Here is an 18,677-nt window from a genome sequence, read left to right on the forward strand (position 1 = left end):
GTCTCTCGGTCAGGATCGTGCCCTCCCCATCCTGCTTCCGATCACCGACATCGGGAATCCCGTATACCGCTCTGACTGTGATCACGGTTCGCGATAACGTGGCGCCATGTACGACCCGGCGCAGTTGCGCACCTTCCTCGCCGTCGCCCAGACGCTCAGCTTCACTGCGGCCGCGCGCCGCCTCGGGGTGCGGCAGTCCACGGTCAGCCAGCACGTGCGGCGGCTGGAGGACGCGACAGGGCGCCAGCTGTTCACCCGCGACACACACCGGGTCGATCTCACGGTGGACGGCGAGGCGATGCTCGGCTTCGCACGGACGATCCTGGAGGCCCACGAGCGGGCGTCGGCGTTCTTCACCGGCACCCGGCTGCGGGGTCGGCTGCGCTTCGGGGCCTCGGAGGACTTCGTGCTGACCCGGCTCCCGGAGATCCTCCAGTCGTTCCGCCGCGACCATCCGGAGGTCGAGCTGGAACTGACCGTCGAGCTGTCGGGGACGCTGCACCAGCAGCTGGCCGCGGGCCGTCTCGACCTGGTCCTCGCCAAGCGGCGGACCGGGGACACCCACGGGGAGCTGGTCTGGCAGGACGCGCTGGTCTGGATCGGTGCGCCGCGGCTGCGGATCGACCCGGACGGGCCGGTGCCACTGATCCTCTACCCGCCGCCGGGCATCACCCGTGCCCGGGCATTGGAGGTTCTGGAGGGGCAGGGCCGCTCGTGGCGGGTCGCCTGTACGAGCGGCAGCCTCAGCGGACTGATCGCGGCCGCCCACGCGGGGCTCGGGGTGATGGCTCACAGTCGCGGCCTGATCCCCCCGGGGCTGGCACCGGTGGCGGCCAGGGCGGGGCTCCCGGAGCTCGGCGACGTGGACTTCGTCCTGCTGCACGGCCGGCACCGGGGTGGTGCGCAGCAGGCCGCGGACGCGCTGGCCGCCGCGATCCTGGCGGGCGGCGACCGACTGGTCCGTCCGCGCGGCGGTGTCGGTGCGGTCAGTGCGCAGGGCCGCGCATGACGGGGGGCGGGGAGGGGGAGGATGAACGGGACGCGGAGGTACCTGCCGGAGCGGCCCACCCGGGCGGCCGCACGAATGCGGACCAGTCGCGCACAGCCACACACAACCGCGTGATCGCGGCGTACAGATTCGGTGGAGATTCCCGCGCGAGCCACTTACTTCATGGTCGGAAGCATGCCCGGGCCTTGCCCATCTGGCCGGATTTCACCACCTGACCAGTGCATGGGGCACCTGGCGCGCACCGTTCCCGGCACTCCCGTGGCGGCGTCCGGTGGGGTAGCGTCACGGCGCTGTGCGGAGCGCCACAAGGAGCAGGTCATTGCGTGAGTTCACTGTCCCACCCATGGCGGCCGCGCCCCACGTAGGCGGGCTCGCCGATGTCGTGTTCGACTACGCGGAGGAAGATCCGCACCGGGTCGCTCTCGGCCGGAAGGACGCGGACGGACGCTGGCGGGATGTCACCTCGGCGACCTTCCGTGACGAGGTGCTGGCGCTGGCCAAGGGGCTGATCGCGCACGGAGTGCGGTTCGGCGACCGCGTCGCCCTGATGTCGCGCACCCGTTACGAGTGGACCCTCTTCGACTTCGCCCTGTGGGCGGTGGGCGCGCAGTCCGTGCCGGTCTATCCGACGTCGTCGGCCGAGCAGGTCCTGTGGATGCTGCACGACGCCGAGGTGGTGGCCGTCATGGTCGAGCACGAGGACCATGCGATGACGATCGCCTCGGTGATCGACCGGCTGCCGCAGCTGCAGCGGCTGTGGCAGCTGGACGCCGGGGCCGTGACCGAGCTGGTCGAGGACGGTGCCCACGTCGAGGACGAGGTCGTGCACCGGCACCGGCGCGCGGTGACGCCCGAGTCGGTCGCGACCGTCATCTACACCTCGGGCACCACGGGACGCCCGAAGGGCTGTGTGATCACGCACGCCAACTTCATGTTCGAGACGGAGACGATGGCGTCCCGCTGGGAGTCGGTCTTCCACTCCAAGCCGGGCGACGAGGCGGCGACGCTGCTCTTCCTTCCGCTGGCGCACGTCTTCGGGCGGATGGTGGAGGTCACGGCGATCCGCGGCCGGGTGAAGCTGGGCCACCAGCCGGAGCTGTCCGCGAAGGCCCTGATGCCGGACCTGGTGTCGTTCCGTCCCACCTTCATCCTGGCGGTGCCGTACATCTTCGAGAAGGTCTTCAACGGTGCCCGCCGCAAGGCCGAGGCGGAGGGCCGGATCGGGCCGTTCGACAAGGCCGTCGACATCGCGGTGAAGTACGCGGAGGCGATGGAGGCGAGGGCGTTCGGCACCGGCCCCGGCCCGTCCGCCGGACTGCGGATGCAGCACCAGTTCTTCGACAAGGTCGTGTACAAGAAGGTGCGCGAGGCGATGGGCGGCCGGATCCGGCACGCCATGTCGGGCGGCTCGGGGATGGAACGGCAGCTCGGGCTGTTCTTCGCGGGCGCGGGCGTGACGGTGTACGAGGGGTACGGGCTGACGGAGACCACGGCCGCGGCCACGGCCAACCCGCCGGAGCGCACCCGGTACGGAACGGTGGGGCAGCCGATCCCCGGGACGAGCGTGCACATCGCGGACGACGGCGAGGTGTGGGTGTACGGCGCCAATGTGTTCGGGGGGTACCTGGGCGCCCCGAAAGCCACCGCCGCGGTGCTCAACGAGGGCTGGCTGGCCACCGGCGACCTGGGGGCGCTGGACGACGACGGCTATCTGACGATCACCGGGCGCAAGAAGGAGATCCTGGTGACGTCGGGCGGCAAGAGCGTCTCGCCGGCCGGGCTGGAGGAGCGGGTTCGGGCGCATCCGCTGGTGGCGCAGTGCATCGTGGTCGGCAACGACCGGCCGTACATCGCGGCGCTCGTCACCGTCGACCAGGAGTCCGTGGAGCACTGGCTCGCCATGCAGGGGCGGCAGGCGCTGTCTCCGGGAGAACTGGTGAGGGACCCGGATCTGGAGATGGAGGTCCGGCGGGCGGTGGTGGCCGCCAACACCGCGGTGTCCCAGGCCGAATCGATCCGTACCTTCCGCATCCTGGCCCACCAGTTCACCGAGGAGCACGGGCTGCTGACGCCGTCCCTGAAGCTCAAGCGCAAGGCGATCGAGACGGCGTACGCGTCCGAGGTGGACGCGCTCTACCGCTGACCGCCTCCGGCCCGTGCCCGGCTCTCCGTACCGTTGCGACGGCACGCCCGGAACGTACGGCTCGGGCGGCACGCACCCTCACATACGGCTCGGGAGGGACGCCCGGCGAGTACCGTTCCGGTGAAAACGGCGTGCGCGGGAATGTGCGGGCCGCCTTGATCGTTCACCCTGGGAGTCCCACCCCCACAACGTTAGGATCGACCGCTCGTGAGCCAGGTCCCCTCCCTCACCCTCAACAACGGCGTCGAGATGCCGCAGCTCGGTTTCGGAGTCTGGCAGGTGCCGGACGACGAGGCCACGGCAGCGGTCGCCACGGCCATCGAGGCCGGGTACCGCAGCATCGACACCGCCGCGATCTACCAGAACGAGGTGGGCACCGGAAAGGCGATCGCGGCCTCCGGGGTCGCCCGCGAAGAGCTGTTCGTCACCACGAAGCTGTGGAACTCGGATCAGGGTTACGACGCGACGCTGCGCGCCTTCGACGCCTCCCTCGACAAGCTGGGCCTCGACTACGTCGACCTGTACCTGATCCACTGGCCGGTACCGGCCAAGGACGCCTACGTCGACACCTACCGGGCGTTCGAGAAGATCTACGCCGACGGCCGCGCGAAGGCCATCGGCGTGTCGAACTTCCTCCCCGAGCACCTGGAGCGCCTGCTGGGCGAGACGTCCGTGGTGCCCGCCCTGAACCAGATCGAGCTGCACCCGCAGCTCCAGCAGGCCGAGTCGCGCGCACTGCACGCCCGGCACGGCATCGCGACCGAGGCATGGTCGCCGCTGGGTTCGGGCAAGGGCCTCCTGGAGGTCCCGACGGTCGTCGCGGTCGCCCAGAAGCACGGCCGCACCCCCGCCCAGGCGGTGCTCCGCTGGCACCTCCAGACGGGCAACGTGGTGATCCCCAAGTCCGTGACGCCGTCGCGGATCGCGGAGAACATCGACGTGTTCGGCTTCGAACTGGACGCGGACGACCTGGCCGCGTTCGCGGCGCTGGACGAGGGCAAGCGGCTCGGCCCGAACCCGGGTGAGTTCAACGCCGGCGCGTAGGACGTGACGTACCGCCGTCGATAGACCTGTGACCGCCGCCCGGCCCGGAGCCGGGCGGCGGTCTCGCCGTATCAGCCGCACGAAGGGAACACCGGACATGACCGGGGACACCGCGCCCGTCGTCGGGGCGGGTCTTTACCGGCTCCGCAACGTGGGCAGCGGACTGGTGCTGGAGGTGCGGGACGCCGCGAAGGGCGGCGGCGCGCCGGTGCAGCAGAACGACGTCGACGGATCGGCCGCACAGCACTGGGAGTTCACCCCCGTCCACGAGGGCGCGGCCCTGCACCACGTGGTCAACGCCCACAGCGGCAAGCGGCTGGACGTGCGTGGCGCCTCCACGGAGAACGGGGCCGTGATCCAGCAGTGGCGGGCGAACAACTTCGGTGCCCAGGAGTGGCAGATCGAACGGCATCTGGAGGCCCCCGGCACGGTGACTCTGGTGAGCTTCGTCAGCGGTCTGGTCCTGGAGGTCGCCGACGGCAGCACGGCGAAGGGCGCGCCGGTCCAGCAGTGGGAGGACACCGACTCCCCCGGCCAGTGGTGGCGGCTGGAGCCGGTGTCGGGCAGCGCGCCCCGGTGAGTTCTCCCGCTCAGGCGCGGCGGCCCAGGTGGACCGTGCGGGCCAGCAGCAGGTAGGTGTCGCGGCGGCGGTGCAGTCCGGCCGGGTCCTCGGGGTCGAGAAGCCGGTCCAGCACCGCGATGTCATCGGCGTCGAGCCGGTCGCGCAGCCCGTCGCGGCGGCGGGTCAGTTCGGCGATGACATGGTCACGCGCCACGTCCCCGAGCGGGGCGGGCAGGTCGAGCAGGAAGCTCCGGGTGCCCTGAGGGGTGAGGCCCACCGCGGTGAACAGGGCGGCCCAGTCCTCGTTCTCCCGGCGGGCGTCGGGCAGGTCCGCACGCATCTCTTCGAACGCCTCGGCCTGGATCGCCTCCATGCGGGCCTCGATGCCCGGCCGCCCGAAGCCGAGGTCGCGCGGGAGCTGACGCGGTTGCAGGCCGCCCTCGACGAGTGCGACGGTGCCCCCGGGGTTGAGCAGCGCGGCGAAGCCGGCCAGCACGGCTCGCTGGTCGCCCATGTGGTGCAGGGTGTTGCCCGCCCAGATCAGGTCCGCCTGCCCCAGTCCTGCGAGCTCGCCGGGAAGCTCGGCGTGCAGGGTGCTGACCCGGGCTCCCAGCCCGAGACGTCCGGCCCGGTCGCGGGTGCGCTCCAGCAGGGCCGGGGTGCCGTCCACGGCGACGACCTCCGCCTCGGGGAACGCCTCGGCGAGCAGACAGGAGACCACGCCGGGCCCGCTGCCGATGTCCAGGACCTTGCGTACCTTCGGGGCGTCGGGCAGGCCGGCGATCCAGCGGGCCGCCTGCGTGTACTGCTCGCTGCTCAGTTCGGCGTTCTGCTCCAGGAGCGGACCCATGACGTCCCAGTCGGGGTCGGCGGCACCGTGGTGGTGCGCGCCGCCGTGCTGGTGGTCCTGCGCGTGGCTGCCGTCGTGGTGGTGACCGTGGCCGGTGTGCTTGCTCATGGGAACAGCCTCACCACACCGCGTCCGCGGGGCAAACTTTGTTGCCGTTATGGCAAGGCGCCGCCCTTCCGGTACTCCTGTGGGCTGACACCCCGGACGCGTTTGAACGCGGTGCTGAAGGCGAACGCCTGGCTGTAGCCGACCTTGTGGGCCACCGCCTCGACGGTGGCGTCCGTCTCGCGGAGCAGGTCCGCCGCGAGGGCGAGGCGCCACCCTGTCAGGTAGGCCATCGGGGGCTCCCCCACCAGCTCGGTGAAACGCCGCGCGAGCCCGGCCCGGGAGACGCCGGTCCGGGTGGCCAGTGCGGCCACCGTCCAGGGGTGTGCGGGTTCGTCCTGGAGCAGCCTCAGCGCCTGGCCGACGACGGGGTCGCCCATGGCCCGGTACCAGGCGGGGGTCTCGGCGCCCGGCCGGGAGAACCAGGTGCGCAGGGCGTCGATCAGCAGGAGGTCCAGCAGCCGGTCGAGCACCACGCTCTGCCCCGGTTCGTCCCGCGCGATCTCGTCGTCGAGCAGCGCAGGCAGCGGCCCGGCCCGGCCGCCGGAGGGCAGGACGATCAGCGGGGGCAGCGCGTCGAGGAGCCGTCCGCTGATCTCGCCGTCCAGCAGGTACGTACCGACGAGGACGGCCGTCGAACCGTCCCGTGCGTTGCCCCAGGTGCGCACCCCCAGGTCCATCGACTGGGCGAGCGGCTCCCCGCGCAGCGTGGTGCAGGTGCCGCCGGGGCCGATGCGTGCCCGGGGTCCGGTGTCCGGCAGATCCGCGACGGTGTACGGCTCCGGGCCGCGCGCGACGGCCAAGTCTCCCGGGCGCAGCAGCACCGGTTCGGCTCCTCCGCCGGGAACGATCCACGCCTGGCCCGCGGTCACGGACATCAGGCAGAGCGGGGCCCGGTCCTCGATCCGTACGGACCAGGGCGGTTCCATCACCATCCGCAGCAGAAAGGCGCCCCGGGCGCGCGGCCCGTCCAGCAGTCCGGCGAGTGCGTCCATGCGGGGCAGCGTAGACGCACGCGTAGGGAGCTGAGCGGCTCGGGGATGGAGCGGGACGGGCGAGACGGAGAGTCTGGGGTCATGACACGGAACACGGAGAACCGGAAGCAGGAATTCCCCGCCGTACGCCCGATGCTGGTGACGAGCGGGACGGGAAAGACGGGTCGCCGGGTGGTGGAACGGCTGGCGGCGCGCGGGGTGCCCGTACGCGCCGGATCACGCCGCGGCGAGGTCCCCTTCGACTGGACGGACCCGTCGGGATGGGAGGCCGCGCTGAGCGGCGCGGACGCGGCGTACGTCGCGTACTACCCCGATCTGGCGGCGCCGGGCGCACCCGAGGCGATGACGGCGTTCGGGCAGATCGCCGGGCGGTGCGGGGTGCGGCGGCTGGTGCTGCTCTCGGGGCGGGGCGAACCGCAGGCCGTGGTCGCGGAGGAGGCCCTGCGCGCGGCTGCGGGTGACGCCGGACTCACGGTGGTGCGCTCGGCGTTCTTCGCGCAGAACTTCAGCGAGGGGGCCCTGCTCGACGGAGTGCTCGGTGGTGAACTGGCGTTCCCGGCGGCCGACTGTGCCGAGCCGTTCGTGGACGCCGACGACCTGGCCGATGTGGTGGTCGCCGCGCTCTGCGGGGACGTCGCCGCCTGCGTCGTCCACGAACTGACCGGCCCCCGGGCGCTGACCTTCGCCGAGGCCGCCGCCGAACTCACCGGTGCGACGGGGCGCGAGGTGCGGTACGTCCCGGTGACGGGCCACCGGTACGCGACGATGCTGGCGGAGTACGGCGTCCCCGAGGCCGAAGCGGGCTTCCTGGCCGGGCTGTTCACGTTCCTGCTGGACGGACACAACACACCGGTGACCGACGGGGTGAAGCAGGCGCTGGGCCGCGACCCGAAGCCGTTCGGCGCCTTCGCCGCCGAGGCGGCGCGGGACGGCGCCTGGGACGCGTAGCCGGCGTCCGACGGCGAACGGCGCGGCGCCGCCCGCAGGGGTCACCGCGATCGCCGGCAGTCAGCACACGCCCTACCGGCGGCGGAACGCCATCAGCCGGTACTGCGGGTCCGCGCGCCGGCGGTCGGGCCCGGGCAGCGCGGTCAGGGCCTGTGCGAGCTGTTCGGCCGCCGCCCCGGGCAGGGCGAGGCGCGAGGTGAAGTACCCGCGCCGCACACCGTGTGCGGCGCTCAGCGGGGTGCGTCCCTGTCCGTGACCGCGGAACACGGCGCTGCCCACGGCGTCGAGACCGTGTGCGGCGCCGTACTCGATGATCCGCTCCGCCCCGTCGGACGGGCTCGGCGCCAGGTAAGGGGCGAACGCCTCGTCGATGTCACTGCCGACATCGTGTCCCGCGTCCTTGTCGACGGTGGTGACGAACACGCCGCCGGGCCGCAGCACCCGCGCCGCCTGCGCCACCACTGCCCGCGCGGCGCCCTCCTCGCGCAGCAGGTGCAGCAGCCAGACGGCCGTCACCGCGTCGAGCGCCGCCTCCGGCACGGGCAGCCGGCGCGCGTCGGCGAGCACCACGGCAGCGACGCGCTGCCGGGCGACACGGGCCATGCCGTGGGCGGCGTCGGAGCCGAACACCCGCAGCCCGGGGCGGCCGCCGGCGATCCGCTCGGTGACCAGTCCCGTACCGCAGCCGATGTCCAGCAGGGTGCGGGCGGTGTCCGGGACGAGGCCGAGCACCGCACCCGCGGCGGCCTCCGCCCGGGGCACGCCGCCGCGCGTGGCGTCGTAGACGGCTGCCTCGTCGTCGTAGTCCAGCATCCGGCCGACTGTACGCCACGGCCCGGTTCGCGCGGCGTGGAGGTTACGCCCGTAATGCCCGGCGGGCCACGGGGCCATAACGTGCCGTCATGGACCGGGAGTTGCGCCATCTGCGAACGGTGCGGTCCGGGCGCGGCGGGGCCCGGACATCGGCCGGTTCTTCGGCGACGGCCTCCCTGCCGGACGCCCCGACGACGGACACCTACGCATCCTGGTTCGGCGACCTGGACGGTACGTGCCATCGCCGACACCGGAAGCCTCACCGAGGCGGCCGCCGCTCTCGGGCCGGCGCAGCCTGCCCTGAGCGCGCGGCTGCGGCGAATCGAGAAGGCGCTCGGCGGTCCGTTGTTCGACCGGGATCACAGGGGTGCGCGGCCGACATCCCTGGGCGAACTGGTGCTGGAGCGGGCACGGGTGGTGCTGCCGGCGGTCAGCGAGCTCCAGGAGGAGGCGGTGCGGTTCGCCGACGCGTGGGGGCCCTGGAGCGGTTCCGGCTGGGCGGTACGCACGGTCTGCTGCCCGGCGGGCTGGACGACCGGCTGCCCCGGCGCACCCGGCGGCGCCGGTGTCCACGTACACCCCTGGCTCGCCGCGCATCCCCGCTTCGGTGCCGCGTCCTGACCCGCCGGGCGGGCGCTACTCCGCGCCGTGTCCGGAGGCGATCGCCTCGACCCTGGCGGCCAGGGCCAGGTCCTTCTCCGTGACCTTTCCGCCCGCGTCGTGGGAGTTCACGATCAGGGCGACCGTGTTGTATCCGAGCGTCAGGTCGGAGTGGTGGTTCAGCTCGTCCTGGATCCGGGCCACATGCACGGTGAGGCCGGTGGCGGCGAAATGCGAGGGGAGCCGGTAGGTGCGGGTGATCCGGTCCCCCTCCAGCGTCCAGCCGGGCAGGTCGCGCAGCCGGTTCTCGATCTCGTCCTTCGGCAGCGGTGCGGCGGGCATGCGATGGCTCCCTCAGTAGGGCCTTGCTGGTCAACGATGCCGGTGACGTTACGGTCTCGGTATGACAACTGTCGCGCTTGACACGGGGGTAGGGCCGCTGCTGCGCAGCTGGCGGGAGCGTCGCCGCATCAGCCAGCTCGAGCTCGCGCTCCGGGCCGATTCCTCGGCCCGCCACATCTCCTTCATCGAAACGGGCCGCTCACGCCCCAGCGAGGAGATGGTCCTGCGCCTGGCGGACCATCTGGACGTGCCCGTGAGGGAACGGAACGCCCTGCTGGTGGTCGCCGGATACGCGCCGCGCTTCACGGAGACCGCGCTCGACGACCCGGCGATGGGCGCGCTGCGCGAGGGCATGGACCGGTTGCTCCAGGGGTACGACCCGTACCCGGCGTTCGTCGTCGACGGCCTCTACACCGTGGTCGCCGCCAATCAGGGGATGACCCGCATGCTGGACGGGGTGGCGGAGCATCTGCTCGCCCCGCCGCTCAACGCGATGCGGCTCACTCTGCACCCGGAGGGGCTGGCCCCGCGGATCCGCAACCTGCGGGAGTGGCGGGCCGATCTGCTGGCCCAGATGGAGCGTCAGATCGCGCTGGTCCGTTCGGCGGAGCTGCGCGCACTGTACGAGGAGGTGGCGGGCTATCCCGTACCGGCGGAGGTGGCGGGCGACGCGGACCGGGCAGGGCCCTCCTCCTCGGTGCCCTTCGCCCTTCCCCTGGTGATCGAGCACGGCGGGCAGCTGCTCTCCTTCGTCGCGTCCATCGCCACGTTCAACACCCCGATGGACGTGACCGTCGCGGAGCTGGCCATCGAGACACTGCTGCCGGCCGACGCGGCCACGGCCGCTTACCTGCGGTCGCTCATCCACTGACGACGAGCAGCGCCCACAGGGCGTCGGCCCGGGCCGGGCCGGGTGCCGCGGCCGGCGCGCGTCGACCCCGTGCCGGTCGAACGGCACAGGGGCGACGCCACCGGCGCGAGGCAGCGCCGTGCGAACGTGCGTTACACACGCGCCCCGTTGTCGAGCGGATCCCGCCGCCCCGCCCCGGACTTCTTGCGCGGGGTGGGGGTGGGCGGCGGGGCCTTGACTGCGCGCTCCAGGAGGAGCGCGGCCGGGACAGCGGTCATGACCGACGAGTACGTCCCCACGAGGATGCCGATCAGCAGGGCGAGTGCGAAGTCCGCGAGGGAGTCGCCGCCCAGCACCGCCAGCGCGACGAGGATGAACAGGGCGCCCATACCGGTGTTGACGGTTCTGGGAACGGTCTGCAGGACGGCCCGGTTCGCCACGTCCGGGAGTGGCGTCCTGCGGGCCTTCGCCCACAGCTCCCGGACCCGGTCGAAGACCACGACCGAGTCGTTGACGGAGTACCCGATGACGGTGAGGAGCGCCGCCAGGAAGATGCCGTCGACGGTGCGTCCCAGCCAGGCGAAGGCGCCGACCAGAATGATGACGTCGTGGACGAGCGCCCCGACGGAGGCCACGGCGAACGTCCAGCGGAACCGGATCGCCAGATAGCCCAGTTGGACGAGCACGGCGATGGCCAGCGCGATCAGGGCGTTGCGCCGCAGTTCGTCGCCCAGGCTGGGCCCGATGAGCTCGTCGCGGACCTTGGTCGTCCCGCCGCCCTCCGCGGCGAGAGCGGAGCGCAGAGCGTGCTCCTCGTGGTTGTCGAGGTCTCCCGTGCGAACCGAGATGTCACCGGCGCCCGCCGTGGTGACCTCGGCGTCACCGAAGCCCGCGCCTGCCAGGGCGGTGCGCGCGCTCTCCACGTCGACGGGGCGGCTGGTGGCGTACTCGACGAGCCGGCCGCCGGTGAACTCGACGCCCAGGTTGACGCCGCGCACCAGGATGCCCGCCACCGCGACCGCGATCAGGACGGCGGAGACCAGCAGCCAGCGCCGCGGGGAGCGCATCAGCTGTGGGTCGCGGCGGTTGATCCAGGTCCGGACCCGGCCCGGGCTCGCGATGCCGTTGACGCCCCGGTAGTCGCTGACGAACCGGGAGCCGGCCGCCGTCTCGGTGAGGGCGCGGGCGATGACGAGCGCGGAGAACATCGACGCGAGGACGCCGATGCCGAGCGTGACACCGAAGCCCTTGACCGGTCCCGAGCCGAGGAAGAAGAGCAGCCCCGCCGCGATGAGCGTCGTCACGTTGGAGTCGGCGACGGCGCTCCAGGCGTGCCGGAACCCGGCGGTGAGCGAGGTGCGCAGCGACTTGCCCGGGCGGAGTGCGTGTTCCTCCCTGGCGCGTTCGAAGACGAGTACGTTCGCGTCGACCGCCATCCCGATGGCCAGGACGAACCCCGCGAGTCCGGGCAGGGTGAGAGTGACTCCGAGCGCGACCAGTGCGGCGTACGAGATCACTCCGTAGGCGCCTAGAGCCACGGCGGCGAGGGCGCCGAAGAGCCGGTAGACGACGGTGATGAACAGCGCCGTGGCCGCGGCGCCGATGAGGGCGGCGCGGGCGCTGGCGTCGATGGCGGCGGCGCCGAGCGTCGGGCCGACCGTCCGCTGCTCGACGATCTCCACGGGCACGGGCAGCGCTCCGCCCTGGATCAGCAGGGCGAGTTCACGGGCTTCGTCGGCGCTGAAGGAGCCGGTGATCCGAGTGGATCCGGAGGGCAGGCCGGTACCGCAGGCGACGGTCGGCGAGACCTGCGGCGAGGAGATCACCTTCTTGTCGAGGACGATGGCGACGCGGCGCCTCTCGTCCTGGACGGGGTGGCAGGCCGCGTCCCCGGTCAGCCGGGTCCAGTCCCGGCCGGCGTCCTTGTTGAAGCCGAGGGCGACGGACCATCCCGTGCCCTGCTGGGTGTCGAACGCGGCGGATGCCTCCTTGACTCCCGCGCCCGAGAGGGCGGCGGGGCCGAGGGCAAGGGTGCGGCCCTCCTCGTCGGGGAGGGTCAGCCCTTCGCCGGCCGGGGCGCCGGGATGCTGTACGGCGTGGAAGGTGAGCTGCGCGGTCCTGCCGATGACGTCGGCGGCCTCACGCGGGTCCTGGACGTCCGGGAGTTCGACGATGATCCGGTCCTCGCCGGAACGGGTCAGGGTCGGCTCCGTGACACCGAGCGAGTCGATGCGTTTGCGCAGCACCTCCAGGGTGCGGTCGGTGGTCTTACGGTCCGCCTTCGCGGTGCCGGAGTCCTTGGCCTGCAGCACCATACGGGTGCCGCCCTGGAGATCGAGGCCGAGTCTGGGGGACATGGTCAGCGTGATGAGCACGGAGACGAGCAGTACGGCCGCAGCCAGAACCGCCCGCACCATGGTGGCGCGGGTCATGTGTGTTTCCTCCGAGGGGCAGCCGCGCACGCCCCTCCCGGGTCACCCCGAAGGGCGCTGGGTCATGCCGGTTTCGAGGACACGGCCCAGAACGGTGGGAACGGCACGGATGTGTTGGGGGTAGGGACCGGTGAAAGGTCCCCGGGCCGGCGAACGGCGGCCCTCGGAGGCCCACGTACGCCGGGGAGCGCAGCAAGGCGACGGTCGGCGGCCTCGAAGCGCGGGACGGGCGCGGAGCCGGGGCCGGGCTGCGGAAGCGGGATCCCGGGCGGGAACGGTGACAGGGTGCCGGGGCCGGGCGGCGGAAGGAGCTGCGGGGCACGGGGGTGCTCTGCGGCGGCCCACGGTTGTGGCCCTGGGGCCGGTCCGGGACGGTGGACGCCCACGGCGGTGGCCGCGCCGGTGCGGAGGAGGTCGCGGCGGTCGCGGTCGCCGGATGGACGGCCGGCGGGGTGGGTCCGCGCGGTGCGGTCCGGGCGCTGGGAGCGGTCGGCGTGGGCGGCGGGCAGCCGGCTGTTTCCGGCGGGCCCTTCGGCGGTGGACGGCGGACCGGCCGGCGAGCGGGTGGGGAGCCCGGCTCCGGTGGCCGCGGGTGAGGCGCCCGCGACGGCGAGGACGGCGAGGAGCAGCGCGGCGAGGAACTGCCGGGCCGCCGCGGTGCGTCCGTGGGGCGCCGAGATGTCGGGCGTGCTCCCGCCGGGCGCGCTGCCCGGGGGCGGCCCCGGGAGGGGGGTCACCCGGATCGGCCGGGGATGGCCGGTGCCGCCGAGGCGTGGCGGAGCACGGAGCCGAGGATGAGTCCGGCACCGCGCACGACCGTGGTCGCCGGATCGTCCGTGAGGCGGACGGGGCTGCCGAGACGGAGGGCTATCCGGTTGGTGACGTCCGGGCGCAGCGCACCGCCTCCGGCGAGCAGGGGGCCCCTGCGCAGGGCTCCGAGCAGCGCGCCGTGCCGGTCCTGGTGCCACATGGCCATGACCATGTCGAGGACGGCCCGGACGACGTCGGTGGGTGGCTCACCTGGTTCCAGGTCGCTGGTACCCGTCTCGGCCAGGCGCGCGTCACGGACCCTTCCGTCGACCAGGAGGGTCGCCTCGGTCAGCTCGGCACCGATGTCGACGACGAGGAGCGGGCCGCCGTCCTGCGGTCCGGCACAGGCGGCAGCGGCTCTGGCACTGTCAAGGACGATGACGCTCGACGGGCCGAGCGCGGTGAGCAGGTCCCGGGCGGCGGCGCGGTGTCCGGATCCGGCGAGGACGGGGTGGCTGAGGACGATCACCGTGTCGCTGCGGTCGGCGCCCAGGGCCCTGTCGGCGATCCGGCCGAGCATCCGGCCGCAGGAGTCCGCGTCGACGATGCGTCCACGGCGGACCGGACGGCCGCCGTGGCCGTACTCACCGGCCGGGTCGGAGCCGGTGTCCGCGACGACGCCCTGGCCGGGGACCCAGGCGCGCGTGCGCGAACTGCCGAGGTCGAGCGCGAGCCCGCGGGTGAGGCCCCGGTGCTGCGGAAGCTGCCGGTGAACGGAACGAGTCGGTCGCTGTCCCTCGCGCAAAGAACGCATCGCCCCTCACCCCCGGCCTGCTACGGCGGCCGTTCACACACCCATTGACACGCTGATAGCGAGGCATGGCCGAACCCTCACTATGCAATAGGGAGGCAAAGAAAGCCACTCCCTCACCGAATCGAAGGACGGGGTGATGCGCGAGGCGTCAACGGTTCCCCCACCTCCTCAGCACGGCCCGCCTCCTTGTCCGCACCGCGCGCCCGCCTCCGGCGACAGGAGACACGGCCCCCGAGCACCTCAGCCGCCCGAGGCACCGCCGCCCGACTCGCCGGACGCACGGCCGCCCGGCTCCTCCCCCGCCCCCCGAGGCACCGCCTCAGCCCGCCCGACGCACGGCCCCGCCCCGGCCGCCGGACACACCACGCTTCCGGCGGCCGCATGCTCACACCTCGGCCGGCAGGAACTCCGCGATCAGCGCGGCGAACTCCTCTGGGGCGGCGATCCGCACTCCCAGGTCCTCCGCCTTGGTGCGCTTGGAGCCGGCCTTCTCACCGGCCACCAGGAGTGTGGTGCGCTTGGAAACGCTGGAGGAGGACTTCCCGCCGGCGCGCTCGATCAGCTCGTTCATCTGATTGCGCGACAGCTTCTCCAGCGCACCCGTCATCGCTCCGGTGACCACCACGGTCATGCCGTCCAGCGGCCCCCCGTCCCCGCCCCCGCCCTCGACCGCCTCGCTCTCCACACCCGGCTCCGGCGGCGGCGTCGCCCCCGGCTCGGTCATGGTGACCCCGGCTGCCACGAGCTTCTCGATCAGCGGCGCAAGCTCCGCCAGCTCGGCGACGACGCCTGCGGCCTTCTCCTTGCCGATGCCGTCCACCCGCTGGAGCGTCTCCACGTCGGCGGCTCTGATCCGGTCCATGTCCGCGAAGTAGCGGGCGATCCGCCGAGACATGGAACGCCCGGTGCCGCGCACCCCGAGGGCGCAGAAGACCCGGGAGAGCGGCTGGGCGCGCGCCGCCTCGATCGCGGCCAGCAGATTGTCGGTGCTGGTCTCGCCCATCCGCTCCAGCGCGAGCAACTGCTCGCGCTCCAGGGTGAACAGATCGGCGAAGTCCGCCACGAGGCCGGCGTCGACGAGCTGGACCACCCGCGTCGCTCCGAGGCCTTCGATGTCGAGCTGGTCGCGTCCTGCCGCGTACGAGATGGAGGCCACCAGCCGGCAGTCGCGTCCACGGACGCAGCGCCAGCGCTGCTCGCTGGTGTCGATCTCGGAACCGCACTGCGGACACGCTTCGGGGAAGTCGACCGGCTTCTCGTCGCCCGTCCGCAGGTGGGCGACGGGGGCCTCGATACGGGGAATGATGTCGCCCGCCTTGTAGACCATCACGTGGTCGCCGATCCGCAGGTCACGGCGGGTGATGTCGGCCGGGTTGTGCAGGGTGGCGTAGCTGACGGTCGATCCGTCGATCTCGACCGGCTCCAGCACGGCGCGCGGCGCGATGATGCCGGTACGGCCCACATTCCACTCGACGCCGAGCAGCCGGGTGACCTTCTCGACGGCCGGCAGCTTGTACGCGATGGCCCAGCGCGGCGCCCGGGTGCCCGAGCCCGCGTCGCGCTGGTCGGCGGCGAGGTCCGCCTTGATGACGATGCCGTCGATACCGAAGGGCAACGAGGCGCGCAGCGAGGCGACTTCCTCGACCCGTGCCTGGACTTCCCCGACGGTGGTGACGGTACGCGGCGCGACCGCCGTGTCCGCCGCGGTGTGCACCCCGAGGCCCGCGACCCGTTCGAGGGTTTCGCTGTGGGGCAGCTCGGCCAGCGTGGCGGTGAGCTCGCCGGAGTCGGGCAGCGCGAGGGCGCCGTACGCGAAGAACGTCATCTCCACCGTGTAGGGCCGGTCCTTGGCGCGCAGGGTGCCCGCAGCGCCGTTGCGCGCGTTGGCGAAGGGCGCGCCGCCGTGTTCGGTGCGCAGCGTGTTGGCCTGCTCGAACTGCTCGGCCGTCATCAGGATCTCGCCGCGCATCTCGATCGTCGCCGGCTCGGCGAGCTGCCGGGGCAGTCCGACGACGGTGCCGATCGCGTGCGACACGTCCTCGCCGGCCGTGCCGTCGCCACGCGTGATCAACTGCTCCAGTCGCCCGGCGCGGTAACGGGCCGCGACCGCGAGGCCGTCGAGCTTCGGCTCGACGCTCCAGGCGGTGACCGGCCGCCCGATCCGGCGCTCCAGGGAGGTGGTCCAGGTGGCGAACTGCTCGGCCGAGAAGACGTTGTCCAGGGAGAGCATCGGGACCGTGTGCGGCACGTCCCCGACCGCGACGCCACCGGCCACCTTGCCGGTCGGCGACTCGGCCAGCACATCCTGCGGGTGGTCCTGCTCGTATGCGGCGATCCCGCGCGCCAGCCGGTCGTACGCATCGTCGTCGAGCGTGCTCTCGCCCGTGGCGTAGTACGCGGCGGCGGCCTGCGACGCTTCTTCGACCGCGGCGGCGTAGGCAGCGGTATCGGCGAGCACAACAGCTGAGTTCGTCATGCCCCCATCCTGCCGCCCACCACTGACAACGCCCTGGTGGCGAGCGGCTGACAGCGCTCCCGAGCTGCCTCCGGCCGCCGCCCGTCCCTGAGCATCACCCTGCCTCGGAACCCAGCTTGAGAGAGCGCTCTCCCACCGCATGGATACCTCAACCAGGTTCAAAGGAAAGCAAATTGCAGGTCTGCGGTCTCTATTGACATGCCCGGAACACACTTCTACGTTCCTTCGAGAGAGCGCTCTCTCGCATGGTCAAGGAACCCCACTTCCCCCGAACAGGAGTGCCGTGCTCATCTTCCGTCGCCGACCCCCCGGCGAAGACAGCCACCGCAGAACTTCTCCGTCCCGGCGCTACCGCACCGCGGCGCTCGTCGCCGCCGCGCTCGCCCTGTCCTTCCTCCAGGCCACCAACGGCAACGCGTCGGCCGGGCCCGCGACGGCCGCCGCGATCCCGAACGCCCCGAAGGCGGCCGCCGACGTCGTCCGGGTGGCCGAGTTCCTCGCCGAGTGCCCCTACACCCACCGGGCCCCCGACGACCCGATCGTCTTCCCCGGCCTGCCCGGGGCCTCCCACATGCACAGCTTCTTCGGCAACGACTCGACCAACGGCAACTCCGACCTCGCCTCGCTGGAGAGGGCCAGGACCAGTTGCGCCCCCGACACGGACCTGTCGTCCTACTGGGTGCCGACCCTGTACGACGGAACCAAGGAGGTCGAACCCACCGGCACGACCTTCTACTACCTGGGCGAAGGGGTCCGGGACGACGTCATCCGGCGGATCCAGCCCTTCCCCCGCGGTCTGCGCATCGTCGCGGGGAACGCGAAGGCGACCGGGCCCGACGACAACACGATCTCGCGCTGGTCGTGCCTGCACCACGGGGAGGTCAACCCGTCCCACAACTTCGTGAACTGTCCGGCGGGCGCCATGCTGGAGTCGTATCTGGACTTCCCCCAGTGCTGGAACGGCAGGGACCTCGACTCGGCCGACCACAAGAGCCACATGGCGTACCCGGTCGGCGGTGACTGCCCGTCGACCCACCCGGTGCCGGTTCCCAAACTCCGCCAGGTGCTGCGGTATCCCGTCAACGGCGACCCGGCGCGCCTCCGGCTGGCGTCCGGTCCCGGTTACACGATGCACGGCGACTTCTTCAACGTGTGGCCCGAGGCCGAGATGGCTCAGCGCGTCCGCGACTGCATCAACGCCATCGTGAAGTGCGGGGCCGACGGCACCCCCTGACCGCCCGGAACCCGTCCGATGCCCGCCCGGGGCCCCAGGCCCCGGACGGGCCCTTCCCCGAGGACCTCGTGATGAAGGCGGCCCGCACCACAGCAGCGCTGCCCCTGCTTCTCCTCCTGGCCGGCTGCGCCGCCCCGGCGGAATCCGAGCACCCGGCCCGGCCGAGCCCCGCACCATCCGCTCCGCCGCTCCGTGTCCCGGCCGATCCGACGGACGCCGCCTGGGTCCAGCTGATGACACCGATGAACGAACAGGCCGTCGCGCTGCTGACACTCGCCGCGAACAGCACCGGGGACCCGCGTGTACGGAGTTGGGCGGCCGGCCTGAGAATCGCGCAGAACGACGAACTCGCGCGGCTGCGACCGCTGTTGTCCCGAATGGGGCTGCCGGACACCAATGTGCACGAGGGTCACGACATGCCGGGCATGGTCACGGAGCGCGATCTCGAACGGGCCCGCACCCTCGACGGCGGCGCCCTCGACCGCTTTCTCGTGGCGCAGATCCGTGACCATCTGAGCCAGTCCGCGCAGGTGTCGCGCTCCGAGACGCAGGCCGGCACCCGCCCCGACGCCAGGCGTCTCGCCGCCGCCCTCGTCTCGGCCCGCCGAGCCGAACTCGACCGGCTCCCGGGCCTGTCGAAGAGCGCGCCCTGATGTCCCGGCCGACGTACGCCCCGGGCCTCCACGGCCGTTTCCGCACCGCTCGTACCA

15 protein-coding genes and 1 pseudogene are annotated in these 18,677 nt (G+C 72.5%); 9 read left to right on the forward strand and 7 right to left on the reverse strand.

What is annotated here, in order from left to right:
- Positions 1 to 106: 106 nt before the first annotated feature.
- The 4 genes from ABZ434_RS19820 (at position 107) to ABZ434_RS19835 (ending at position 4,776) form a co-directional block, all read left to right on the forward strand.
- Positions 107 to 1,009 (forward strand): LysR substrate-binding domain-containing protein, encoded by a 903-nt coding sequence (locus tag ABZ434_RS19820; protein WP_359138185.1) that lies wholly within the window; start codon positions 107 to 109, stop codon positions 1,007 to 1,009.
- A gap of 343 nt (positions 1,010 to 1,352) precedes the next feature.
- On the forward strand, positions 1,353 to 3,152 hold the full coding sequence (locus ABZ434_RS19825; RefSeq protein ID WP_359138187.1) for a long-chain fatty acid--CoA ligase: 1,800 nt from the start codon (positions 1,353 to 1,355) through the stop codon (positions 3,150 to 3,152).
- Between the two features lie 207 nt (positions 3,153 to 3,359).
- Positions 3,360 to 4,196, forward strand: coding sequence for an aldo/keto reductase (locus ABZ434_RS19830; RefSeq protein ID WP_359138190.1), 837 nt, complete (start codon positions 3,360 to 3,362; stop codon positions 4,194 to 4,196).
- Between the two features lie 97 nt (positions 4,197 to 4,293).
- Complete coding sequence (locus ABZ434_RS19835; RefSeq protein WP_359138193.1) at positions 4,294 to 4,776, forward strand: RICIN domain-containing protein; 483 nt, start codon at positions 4,294 to 4,296, stop codon at positions 4,774 to 4,776.
- A 10-nt stretch (positions 4,777 to 4,786) separates the two neighbouring features.
- On the opposite strand, the gene ABZ434_RS19840 is transcribed toward ABZ434_RS19835, so the two are convergent.
- Both ABZ434_RS19840 and ABZ434_RS19845 read right to left on the reverse strand, forming a co-directional pair.
- Positions 4,787 to 5,716 carry a class I SAM-dependent methyltransferase gene (locus ABZ434_RS19840; protein ID WP_359138196.1) on the reverse strand — a complete coding sequence of 310 codons (930 nt, stop codon included), beginning with the start codon at positions 5,714 to 5,716 and terminating at the stop codon, positions 4,787 to 4,789.
- Between the two features lie 47 nt (positions 5,717 to 5,763).
- Positions 5,764 to 6,708, reverse strand: coding sequence for an AraC family transcriptional regulator (locus tag ABZ434_RS19845; protein WP_359138199.1), 945 nt, complete (start codon positions 6,706 to 6,708; stop codon positions 5,764 to 5,766).
- A gap of 81 nt (positions 6,709 to 6,789) precedes the next feature.
- Here ABZ434_RS19845 and ABZ434_RS19850 point away from each other — a divergent pair, with 81 nt between their 5' ends.
- A complete protein-coding gene (locus ABZ434_RS19850) occupies positions 6,790 to 7,656 on the forward strand; it encodes an NmrA family transcriptional regulator (protein ID WP_359138202.1) in 867 nt (288 codons plus the stop codon).
- A gap of 72 nt (positions 7,657 to 7,728) precedes the next feature.
- Here ABZ434_RS19850 and ABZ434_RS19855 read toward each other — a convergent pair whose 3' ends face one another.
- Positions 7,729 to 8,469 carry a class I SAM-dependent methyltransferase gene (locus ABZ434_RS19855; protein ID WP_359138205.1) on the reverse strand — a complete coding sequence of 247 codons (741 nt, stop codon included), beginning with the start codon at positions 8,467 to 8,469 and terminating at the stop codon, positions 7,729 to 7,731.
- 240 nt (positions 8,470 to 8,709) lie between these two features.
- On the opposite strand from ABZ434_RS19855, the pseudogene ABZ434_RS19860 reads away from it, so the two are divergent.
- Positions 8,710 to 9,049: pseudogene (locus ABZ434_RS19860) on the forward strand (LysR family transcriptional regulator); the annotation flags it as partial.
- Between the two features lie 56 nt (positions 9,050 to 9,105).
- On the opposite strand, the gene ABZ434_RS19865 reads toward ABZ434_RS19860, so the two are convergent.
- A complete protein-coding gene (locus ABZ434_RS19865) occupies positions 9,106 to 9,411 on the reverse strand; it encodes a 4a-hydroxytetrahydrobiopterin dehydratase (protein WP_359138208.1) in 306 nt (101 codons plus the stop codon).
- Between the two features lie 61 nt (positions 9,412 to 9,472).
- On the opposite strand from ABZ434_RS19865, the gene ABZ434_RS19870 reads away from it, so the two are divergent.
- On the forward strand, positions 9,473 to 10,282 hold the full coding sequence (locus tag ABZ434_RS19870) for a helix-turn-helix transcriptional regulator (RefSeq protein WP_359138211.1): 810 nt from the start codon (positions 9,473 to 9,475) through the stop codon (positions 10,280 to 10,282).
- 131 nt (positions 10,283 to 10,413) lie between these two features.
- Here ABZ434_RS19870 and secD read toward each other — a convergent pair whose 3' ends face one another.
- The 3 genes from secD to ligA all read right to left on the reverse strand — a co-directional run bounded on the left by secD (position 10,414) and on the right by ligA (position 16,733).
- Positions 10,414 to 12,693 (reverse strand): protein translocase subunit SecD, encoded by a 2,280-nt coding sequence (gene secD, locus ABZ434_RS19875; protein WP_359138213.1) that lies wholly within the window; start codon positions 12,691 to 12,693, stop codon positions 10,414 to 10,416.
- Between the two features lie 733 nt (positions 12,694 to 13,426).
- The gene (locus tag ABZ434_RS19880) at positions 13,427 to 14,257 is read right to left on the reverse strand and encodes a rod shape-determining protein (RefSeq protein WP_359138215.1); all 831 of its coding nucleotides are present in this window, start codon (positions 14,255 to 14,257) and stop codon (positions 13,427 to 13,429) included.
- 385 nt (positions 14,258 to 14,642) lie between these two features.
- Positions 14,643 to 16,733 carry an NAD-dependent DNA ligase LigA gene (gene ligA / locus ABZ434_RS19885; protein WP_359138218.1) on the reverse strand — a complete coding sequence of 697 codons (2,091 nt, stop codon included), beginning with the start codon at positions 16,731 to 16,733 and terminating at the stop codon, positions 14,643 to 14,645.
- A 283-nt stretch (positions 16,734 to 17,016) separates the two neighbouring features.
- On the opposite strand from ligA, the gene ABZ434_RS19890 reads away from it, so the two are divergent.
- Positions 17,017 to 17,967, forward strand: coding sequence for a DUF1996 domain-containing protein (locus ABZ434_RS19890; RefSeq protein ID WP_359138221.1), 951 nt, complete (start codon positions 17,017 to 17,019; stop codon positions 17,965 to 17,967).
- Positions 17,968 to 18,038: 71 nt separating this feature from the next.
- On the forward strand, positions 18,039 to 18,620 hold the full coding sequence (locus ABZ434_RS19895) for a DUF305 domain-containing protein (protein WP_359138224.1): 582 nt from the start codon (positions 18,039 to 18,041) through the stop codon (positions 18,618 to 18,620).
- Positions 18,621 to 18,677 lie beyond the last annotated feature (57 nt).

The sequence above is a fragment of the Streptomyces sp. NPDC005761 genome, assembly GCF_040630635.1.
Taxonomy (GTDB): Bacteria; Actinomycetota; Actinomycetes; order Streptomycetales; family Streptomycetaceae; genus Streptomyces.

Coding starts and splice junctions, on each gene's coding strand:
- ABZ434_RS19880 (WP_359138215.1), bottom strand. CDS start 14,257: ATGCGTTCTTTGCGCGAGGGACAGCGACCGACTCGTTCCGTTCACCGG.
- ABZ434_RS19845 (WP_359138199.1), bottom strand. CDS start 6,708: ATGGACGCACTCGCCGGACTGCTGGACGGGCCGCGCGCCCGGGGCGCC.
- ABZ434_RS19820 (WP_359138185.1), top strand. CDS start 107: ATGTACGACCCGGCGCAGTTGCGCACCTTCCTCGCCGTCGCCCAGACG.
- ABZ434_RS19840 (WP_359138196.1), bottom strand. CDS start 5,716: ATGAGCAAGCACACCGGCCACGGTCACCACCACGACGGCAGCCACGCG.
- secD (WP_359138213.1), bottom strand. CDS start 12,693: ATGACCCGCGCCACCATGGTGCGGGCGGTTCTGGCTGCGGCCGTACTG.
- ABZ434_RS19850 (WP_359138202.1), top strand. CDS start 6,790: ATGACACGGAACACGGAGAACCGGAAGCAGGAATTCCCCGCCGTACGC.
- ABZ434_RS19865 (WP_359138208.1), bottom strand. CDS start 9,411: ATGCCCGCCGCACCGCTGCCGAAGGACGAGATCGAGAACCGGCTGCGC.
- ABZ434_RS19895 (WP_359138224.1), top strand. CDS start 18,039: ATGAAGGCGGCCCGCACCACAGCAGCGCTGCCCCTGCTTCTCCTCCTG.
- ABZ434_RS19835 (WP_359138193.1), top strand. CDS start 4,294: ATGACCGGGGACACCGCGCCCGTCGTCGGGGCGGGTCTTTACCGGCTC.
- ABZ434_RS19855 (WP_359138205.1), bottom strand. CDS start 8,469: ATGCTGGACTACGACGACGAGGCAGCCGTCTACGACGCCACGCGCGGC.
- ABZ434_RS19870 (WP_359138211.1), top strand. CDS start 9,473: ATGACAACTGTCGCGCTTGACACGGGGGTAGGGCCGCTGCTGCGCAGC.
- ligA (WP_359138218.1), bottom strand. CDS start 16,733: ATGACGAACTCAGCTGTTGTGCTCGCCGATACCGCTGCCTACGCCGCC.
- ABZ434_RS19825 (WP_359138187.1), top strand. CDS start 1,353: ATGGCGGCCGCGCCCCACGTAGGCGGGCTCGCCGATGTCGTGTTCGAC.